General features: G+C 61.2%; 2 protein-coding genes. One reads left to right on the forward strand and one right to left on the reverse strand.

Translation table 11 applies throughout. The features are described 5' to 3' along the window. The coding region (locus tag V6C07_RS03795; RefSeq protein WP_333535036.1) for a GTP-binding protein at positions 1 to 873 on the reverse strand (873 nt) is incomplete at its 3' end. A gap of 382 nt (positions 874 to 1,255) precedes the next feature. On the opposite strand from V6C07_RS03795, the gene V6C07_RS03800 reads away from it, so the two are divergent. Further along, the coding region (locus V6C07_RS03800; protein WP_333535037.1) for a translation initiation factor IF-2 at positions 1,256 to 1,632 on the forward strand (377 nt) is incomplete at its 3' end.

The following is a 1,632-nucleotide window of genomic DNA, read 5'->3' on the forward strand; positions in this document are numbered from 1 at the left end:
GGCCCGGACAGCGCCGCCCTCGCCTTCGAAAGGCGGGCGGTCAAGGGGAGAGGGCAGCAGGGCTTCTATGGCATTGAGCAGGGCCACGCCGCCCCTGTTTTCCAGGGCCGAGCAGGTCAGGACGGGGATCAGTTCTCCCTTGATAACGCCCGCCCGCAGGCCGCTGTGCAGGTCTTCCAGGGGCAGGCTGCCTTCTTCCAGATATTTTTCCATAAGGACTTCATCGCTTTCAGCGATGTTTTCCACGGTAATGTCGCGCAAAAGACTGGCATCGTCCGCAAGTCCGGCAGGAATTTCGGCCTCAGCCGTGCTGCCGTCGGCCTTGAACATATGCGCCTTGCCGGAAAGCACGTCGACCATGCCCAAAAATGTTTCGCCCTGGCGGATGGGCAGTTGCAGGGCCACGGGCCTGATGCCCAGAGCGGCCAGACCGTCAAAGGTCATCTGAAAGTCGGCACGGTCACGGTCAAGCTTGTTGACCACGATCATGGCGGGCAGACCGGCCTGCCGCACCATGTTCCAGAATTTTTTCGCCAGAGGCCGCACGCCGTCCACGGCGTCCAGCACAAAAACCACGCTGTCCACACCTTTGAGCAGGCATTCCATATCGCCCGTAAAGTTGCCGTCGCCGGGAATATCCAGCAGGAAATGCCGGTTCTTGTTCCACGTATAGGTCGCGCAGGCGGGCTGCACCGAGCCGCGCCGCCGGGTTTCTTCCGGCTCGTAGTCGAGGCTTGTGGTGCCTTCTTCAACGGCGCCCATGCGGGTGGTGGTTCCGGCATTGAACAGCAGCATCTCGGCAAGAGAGGTTTTGCCGCAGCCGCCGGTGCCGACGAGTGCAAAGGTGCGTTGCATTTCCAGTGGGGTAGGCATGGTTTTCTCCCTTAGTAAGCGATGTGGCTGGCGCGCGCGGCGCGGGCCGGGTGAACGAAACCTAGGGAAGGAGCGCTGTGTCGCGAAGGCGGGGCAAGGGATGCGGCTATGCCCGATCGGCCGGTTCAGCCGGAAAAATTCGACTGATCGGCACAGGGGACGGGCGTTTTCCGCAGGCGTGATCCTGACCGCCGTGATGGGAAACGTGCGCTCCATATGCTATTATTGTCCACGATACATACTTGCCCAAAAAAAGGGAAGGGCCGGACAGGCTTAGAGATACGGCAGGCCGAAAAAGCGTGCACAACTCTCTTGACAGCCGAGGCCGCTGCAGTGACACTTTACAGGATATACCGGGCGGCAGCCCTGTGGCGGAGGATATATGACCTGGGAATGGGCCGCGGCCGGCGCCGTATTTTTGCTGGTGGTGGTATTCAGCGTGCGCCTGATGAAGCGTGGCCTTTTTACTCTGGAGGACGAGCGCGCCCAATGTGAGGAGCGCATACGTCTTATGGAAGAGGAATTGCGCCAGGATCAGAAAAATATGCCATCCAGCGAGCATCTGCGTATTGCCTTGGCGGGTCTGCGCGACTTGCTGCGTCTGGCGGGATATCCCGGCGGATTCTGGATTGAGGTGACCGCGCGCGGTCAGGGAGAAGCCGGAGGCGAGGCATTGCTGCTGCACACCCCCGGCGGGGACTGGCGCATAAGCCTGAGCATGCGTGAACGGCAGTTGCGCGCCGTGCGCAAGGTGGCCCA

The sequence above is a fragment of the Desulfovibrio sp. 1214_IL3152 genome, from assembly GCF_036763055.1.
In the GTDB taxonomy this organism is placed as follows: domain Bacteria; phylum Desulfobacterota; class Desulfovibrionia; order Desulfovibrionales; family Desulfovibrionaceae; genus Desulfovibrio.